Raw genomic sequence first — 6211 nt, 5'->3', positions numbered from 1 at the left:
CGACGTTAAGGTGCGGGATGGGGATCGCTCGGCTCGTCTGTCGGCTGCTACCCGCAGATATCATGTTGACGGTCCCTCCACCCTGGCTCCTACATACCTCGTAGGAGACGGGAGGAACATACAAGCCCATGCTCGGCTCCTGCCGGCTGGCATCCACGCATGGCGTGGATCTACTGCCAGCCGAGCATTCATCCACGCATCAACGTTTCCACACTGGGAACGTCTGCGGCATCTGCTGCCACAGCAGGGGCCCGGCCTGCAGTTCGTCGTCGTTGAGCAGGCATGCGTCCAGCGCATTCCGCACCGCGCGCTCGTCCATGTGCACGCCAATCACCACCAGCTCCTGCCGACGGTCACCCCACAGCGGGTGCCACAGGCCTGCCATCGCCGCGTGCGCGGCCGCGTCCGGGAATTCCTGTGCATCGGGCAACGGCGCGCTCCAGCAGTCGGCCTGCTGCCGGGCCCAGCCCAGATCGCTGTAGGGCAGTGGCGTCGGCGGCAGCAGCGGCGTGGTGTCCTCCTGCCCAGCGCGCACGCGCTCGCGCGCCGCATACCAGAAGCCCGCGGCCTGCGTGCGCGTGGCCGCGCCCACACTGTTCAACTCACCCACCCAATCCATGCGGTTGGCCAGCCAGAACCAGCCCTTGCTGCGGATCACCCCGGGCATGCCGTGCTGCAACGTGCGTGCGAAGCGGGCCGGATGGAACGGTCGCCGCGAGCGGTAGACGAAGCTGGCAATGCCGTATTCCTCGGTTTCCGGCGTGTGCTCGCCGCGCAGCTCCTTCACCCAGCCCGGAGCCTGCTGCGCACGCTCGAAATCGAAGCGGCCGGTATCCAGCAGCTCGGCAAGCGGCACGTCGCCGAAGCGGGACAGCAGCAGCTTCGCGTCGCGGTTCAAGCCGCGCAGCACCGCCAGCGTGTCCTGCAGCAGCTCCTCTTCCACCTGGTCCACCTTGCTGACCACGATCACGTCGGCGAACTCCACCTGCTCGCACAGCAGGTCGACCACGCCGCGGTCGTCGTCCGGCCCTGCCTGCTGGCCACGCTCGGCCAAGCGCAGCGTCGACCCGAAATCGGCCAGGAAGGCGCTGCCATCCACCACCGTCACCATCGTGTCCAGCCGCGCGATATCGCTCAGGCTGAAACCGTGCTCATCGCGTACCGCGAAGGTGGCCGCTACCGGCATCGGCTCGCCGATCCCGGTTGATTCGATCAGCAGGTAGTCGTAGCGGCCGCTGTCAGCCAGGCGCCGGACCTCCTGCAGCAGATCATCGCGCAGCGTGCAGCAGATGCAGCCGTTGCTGAACTCCACCAGCGTCTCTTCGGTGCGACGCAGCTCCGCGCCGCCATCGCGTACCAGCTGCGCATCGATGTTGACCTCGCTCATGTCGTTGACGATCACCGCCACCCGCAGGCCATCGCGGTTGCGCAGGATCTGGTTGAGCAGGGTGGTCTTGCCGGCCCCAAGGAAGCCGGAGAGCACGGTGACCGGAAGGCGACGGTCGGCGCGGGAAACAGTGTTCATGTCGGAGCGGGTTGGCTGCGGAACGGAAATGTTACTGTATAACAATTGTCGCGCAAGGAACCTCCCCGCATGAAGTCGCCCTCCGCCGCCCTGCTTGATGCCGGTGCCGTCGCCCTGTCCAGCCTGTGCCTGCTGCATTGCCTGGCACTGCCCCTGCTGGCGGCCGCGCTGCCGCTGTTCGGCGTCTGGGCCGAAGCGGAATGGGTGCACCTGGTCTTCGTGGCCATCGCGCTGCCGCTGACCGGCTTCGCCCTGTGGCGGGCCGAACGCCGCCATCCTCTGCCCGCACTGGCGTGGCTGAGCGCCGGCATCGGCCTGGCCCTGTTGATGGCCGGCGCGCTGGCGCTGCCCTCGCACGCGTGGGAGACCCCGCTGACGGTCACCGGCAGCCTGCTGCTGGCCGCCACGCACCTCTGGAACGCGCGGCACCGGCACCGCTAACGCCGCAGGGGTGGTGCCGGCCGTTGGCCGGCAACCTCATGACCTGCGGAAGTCGTCTGCAGTTGCCGGCCAGCGGCCGGCACTACCTGTCTACTTGCCGTAACGCCGCAGCAGCTCCACCAGCACCTCGGCTTCGGCCGCCCGCTGGGCCGGGTCTTCCGCGCCCACCACGTGTTCCTGCAGGTGCTCGTGCAGCAGTTCCATCAACAGGCTGTGGGCAGCGCCACGCACGGCGGCTACCTGCACCAGCATGTCGGCGCAGTCGCCTGCCTCGCTCTCGGGCGTGTTCAACGCCTGCTCCAACGCCGCCACCTGCCCGCCAATGCGACGGACCCGGGTCAGCAGCTGCTTTCGATTCCTGTGTACATGCGCCATGAGCGGATCATATACCCTATGGGGGTATCCATCCATCACTGCCGCCATGCACCTGGACGCTCTCGCCGCCGCCCGCCGCCACGAACACCGCTTCGACGACGGCAACCCGCTGGCCGAACGCAATACCCGTCGCGCGATGTGGCTCACCGTCAGCATGATGCTGGTCGAGATCGTCGGTGGCTGGTGGTTCAATTCCATGGCCGTGCTCGCCGACGGTTGGCACATGAGTTCGCACGCACTGGCGCTGGGCCTCTCGGTGTTCGCCTACCGCTGTGCACGCCGCTACGCGCACGATCCGCGCTTTGCATTCGGCACCTGGAAGATCGAGATCCTGGCCGGCTACACCAGCGCCATCGCCCTGCTTGGCGTTGCCGCCCTGATGGCCGTGCAATCGCTGCAACGGCTGTGGGTGCCTGCGCCCATCCATTACAACGAGGCCATCGCCATCGCTGCAGTCGGCCTGGGCGTGAACCTGCTGTGCGCGTGGTGGCTGCACGACAGCCCCGGTCATGCGCATCACCATCATGGCCACGGACACGGGCACGACCATGGCGATCATGGACATGACCACGATCACTCCCACGGGCACGACCTCAACCTGCGCTCGGCCTACGTGCACGTGCTGGCCGACGCCGCCACCTCGGTGCTGGCCATCGTCGCCCTGCTGGGCGGCAAGCTGCTCGGCCTGACCTGGCTGGACCCGGCGATGGGCCTGGTCGGTGCGGTGCTGGTCACCGTGTGGGCGATCGGTCTGCTGCGCGACAGCGGTCGCATCCTGCTCGACGCGCAGATGGACGCGCCGGTGGTGGCCGAGGTGCGCGAGGTGATCGAGCAGGGCCCGTGGCCGGCACGCCTGGCCGACCTGCACGTGTGGCAGGTGGGGCGTGGCAAGTACGCCGTCGCCGCCAGCGTGGTCACCAGTGATGCCACGCTCGATCCGGACACCGTGCGCCAGGCGCTGGCGATCCATGAAGAGCTGGTGCACGTGACCGTGGAGATCCACCGCAGCGCGTGACCCCGGCGCGCCGCGGTTCTTGCCGAAAATCTGTACCGGGCGCCACCGCGTGCTGCCTACACTGGCCGCACCTGCCCCGTCGGGACATCCCATGCGCGCGCTCCGCCTGCTGCTGCCCGCTGCCCTCCTGCTGCTGGTGGCCTGTTCCGGCGACACCCAGCTGCCGTTCTCCTCCGACCCGATGCTCGGCTGCTTCGCTACGAGCCCGCGCAGGTCCGCCGAGTTCCGCATCGAAAAGGAAGGAAGCCAGTACTTCGTGTCCTTCGAGCGCGACGGCCAATGGCAACGCGAACCCAATGCGCTGTACAAGGCCGGCCGCAGCGACGTCCAGCAGTACTTCCGCGACGACGCCGACCAGATCGACAGCGCGCTGATCCGCATGGCCGGCGGCTTCGGCATTTTCCACGTCAAGGATGGCGCCACGTTGAAGGCCCGCGCACGCGACAGCGACTACATGGCCCTGCTGTTGATCGGGGCGGGGCCGGTGTATGCGGTGAAGTGTCAGTAGCGGCCAGATTGCAATTCTTCCCATGGCCTCAGCGATGCCGCTGGCACACGCTGCCGGTTTCGAGGAGGAATACCGATGCTCATTCTTCTCCTGCTGGCCGCTGGCACCGCAAAGACCCAGGGTGCCTATGACGAGGTGCGTGAGACCGATGACGGCAAGGTCGTGGTGATGCGCACCTTTGACTGGGAAATCGAAGGGGAACGCGCCGAGCGTGTAACCGTGCACTGGTTGCTGCAGGAAGATGGCAGCATGCGCTACGACTTCGACCGGCAGCCAGCCGCCACCCAGGATGCCCATCGCCGTTCGTGCGCGTTGCAGGGCATGCAGCCCTCACGAGGCGTCGGCATGATCTCAGGAGAAGGAACCCTCCACGGATTCAGCTGCACCGACCTGCGGTAGCGCCGCGCCCATGCCCGGTTCGGCTGCACAGCGCCTGCGGTACCATGCCCTCCCCCGAACCACCCCAGTACCCACCGTGCCCCACTACTCCGGCCCCCTGCTGACCCGCGACAGTGCTGACACCCTGCGCCGTGCCCACGACAAGGGCGCCACCGAATGGCAGGGCTCGCTCGACCTGGGGCGCAGTGAAGCGGCTGTACAACTGGACGCCGAGGGTTTCACCTTCCGTGGCCAGCACTACCCGTGGCCGGGCAAGCTGAAGGACCGCACGCTGTACTACTGGGATGGCGAGGAGTTCTGCTCCATCTCCCGCTTCAGCGGCTCGCTGATCAAGCTGGTGCCGACCGAATGGGGCGCACCGACCTTCGAGATCGACGGCATCAAGATGCTGCCGACCTCCAAGCTGTCGCCGTTCGAGGACGCGCGCCGCAAGGTCGAGCTGGTCGCCCCGGCCGGCAAGATCATCCTCGATACCTGCGGTGGCCTGGGCTACTTCGCCGCCTGTGCATTGGAGGCCGGCGTCGGCCAGATCCGCTCGTTCGAAAAGAACGCCGACGTGATGTGGCTGCGCACGCTCAACCCGTGGTCGCCCGATCCGGATTCAGCCGCCGCTGGCGGTCGCCTGCACTTCAGCCACGGCGACGTGTCGCAGCAGATCGAACAGGTGGCCAGCAACAGCGTCGACGCGATCCTGCACGACCCGCCGCGCTTCGGCATCGCCGGCGAACTGTACTCGCAGGTGTTCTACGACCACCTCGCCCGCGTCATCCGCAAGGGCGGTCGCCTGTTCCACTACACCGGCGCGCCAAACAAGCTGACCAGCGGCCGCGACGTGCCGCGCGAAGTGGCCAAGCGCCTGGAAAAGGCAGGCTTCAAGGCCGAGCTGGCACTGGACGGTGTGCTGGCCGTCAAGCGCTGAGCCTCACTCGCCATCCACCTTGGCCAGCTTCATCACCCATTTCGGCACCTCCGGCTCGCCAGCATAGAATTCCTTGGGCTTGTTCTCGGCCATCGCCCAGCGGTGCAGCCAGCTCGGTCCATAGCGACCGCTGTAGCCCTCCGCACCGCGCGCATAGGCGGGGTCGCGCACCGCCTCCTGCAGTGACACGAAGCGATAACCGCGACGCTTGGTGGCCGCCACCAGCTCGGCGAAGGTCGCTGCATTGAGTTCGTTGGCATGCATCAGCCACACCTGCGGCAGCGCATACCCCAGCAGCGCCTGCGACTGCTTCTCGTAGTAATCCACCTTGTTCAGCATGTACGGCACATAGCCCTTGCGCAGGCTCGCCAGCGTCGCCTCGCGCTGCGGTGAATCGGGCTGCTCGTTCATCACGTTGGCGTAGGCGAAGGCCCACACCCACTCACCGTTGTCGACCGTCACCGGCGCAACGCGGTAGCCATGCTGCTTGAAGAACACGTCCATCGCCGCGCGATCTTCCGGCGTACGCCCCGCACGCAGATACGGATGACGCATCCACTGTGGCGTCTGCCCGCGTTCGGCCAGCAGCGGCCGCAGTACCTGCTCGCCGCGCAGGAAATCCTGCTGGAATGCCGGCACGCCCTTGGCGTTGAGGTCCATGTGCGACCAGGTGTGGTTGCCCAGCTCGTAGCCGGCATCCAGCCAGTCACGCAGCATCTGCACGCGCGCCGGCTGCACCTGGCCATCCACCTCCAGCTTGTTTTCGTTGACGAAGCCGATCACTGGCACCTCAGCCTGGCGCAGCTGTGCCATCAACGCAGCATGACGCGCCTGCAGATCGGCCGGAACGATCTCATCCAGGCGCGCCCAGGGCAGATCGTCAATGGTCACCGCAATGCGCCGATCGACCTCGGCAGCGTGGACGGTCAGGGACAGCAGCAGCAAGGGCAGTGCATGCAGCAATGAACGCATCAGGTCGGCCTTGGGAGAGAAGGTGTCCGCGACTCTAACCCAGCTTCTGGAGATCGT

8 protein-coding genes are annotated in these 6211 nt (G+C 66.9%); 5 read left to right on the top strand and 3 right to left on the bottom strand.

Translation table 11 applies throughout. The annotated features are described in order from the left end of the window. Positions 1-199 precede the first annotated feature (199 nt). Positions 200-1525, bottom strand: coding sequence for a GTP-binding protein (locus CR919_RS19395; protein ID WP_099821410.1), 1326 nt, complete (start codon positions 1523-1525; stop codon positions 200-202). 69 nt (positions 1526-1594) lie between these two features. On the opposite strand from CR919_RS19395, the gene CR919_RS19390 reads away from it, so the two are divergent. After that, positions 1595-1966, top strand: coding sequence for a MerC domain-containing protein (locus CR919_RS19390; RefSeq protein WP_099821409.1), 372 nt, complete (start codon positions 1595-1597; stop codon positions 1964-1966). Positions 1967-2056: 90 nt separating this feature from the next. Here the strand turns inward: CR919_RS19390 and CR919_RS19385 are convergent, their stop codons facing one another. Next, positions 2057-2341: a metal-sensing transcriptional repressor gene (locus CR919_RS19385; protein ID WP_099821408.1), complete on the bottom strand. Its 285-nt coding sequence runs from the start codon at positions 2339-2341 to the stop codon at positions 2057-2059. Between the two features lie 46 nt (positions 2342-2387). On the opposite strand from CR919_RS19385, the gene dmeF reads away from it, so the two are divergent. The 4 genes from dmeF (at position 2388) to CR919_RS19365 (ending at position 5182) form a co-directional block, all read left to right on the top strand. Beyond that, complete coding sequence (dmeF, locus tag CR919_RS19380) at positions 2388-3356, top strand: CDF family Co(II)/Ni(II) efflux transporter DmeF (RefSeq protein WP_099821407.1); 969 nt, start codon at positions 2388-2390, stop codon at positions 3354-3356. Positions 3357-3447: 91 nt separating this feature from the next. After that, the gene (locus CR919_RS19375; RefSeq protein WP_099821406.1) at positions 3448-3864 is read left to right on the top strand and encodes a hypothetical protein; all 417 of its coding nucleotides are present in this window, start codon (positions 3448-3450) and stop codon (positions 3862-3864) included. A gap of 75 nt (positions 3865-3939) precedes the next feature. After that, entirely contained in the window at positions 3940-4263 is a 324-nt protein-coding gene (locus tag CR919_RS19370; RefSeq protein ID WP_099821405.1) for a hypothetical protein, read from the top strand. 76 nt (positions 4264-4339) lie between these two features. Further along, a complete protein-coding gene (locus tag CR919_RS19365; RefSeq protein ID WP_099821413.1) occupies positions 4340-5182 on the top strand; it encodes an MnmC family methyltransferase in 843 nt (280 codons plus the stop codon). Positions 5183-5185: 3 nt separating this feature from the next. Here CR919_RS19365 and CR919_RS19360 read toward each other — a convergent pair whose 3' ends face one another. Beyond that, complete coding sequence (locus CR919_RS19360) at positions 5186-6154, bottom strand: polysaccharide deacetylase family protein (RefSeq protein WP_099821404.1); 969 nt, start codon at positions 6152-6154, stop codon at positions 5186-5188. Positions 6155-6211: the final 57 nt, after the last annotated feature.

The organism is Stenotrophomonas sp. LMG 10879 (assembly GCF_002750935.1).
In the GTDB taxonomy this organism is placed as follows: domain Bacteria; phylum Pseudomonadota; class Gammaproteobacteria; order Xanthomonadales; family Xanthomonadaceae; genus Stenotrophomonas; species Stenotrophomonas lactitubi_B.
Note: the sequence above shows the minus strand (reverse complement) of the source record. Positions and strands in the feature narration are given on the sequence as shown.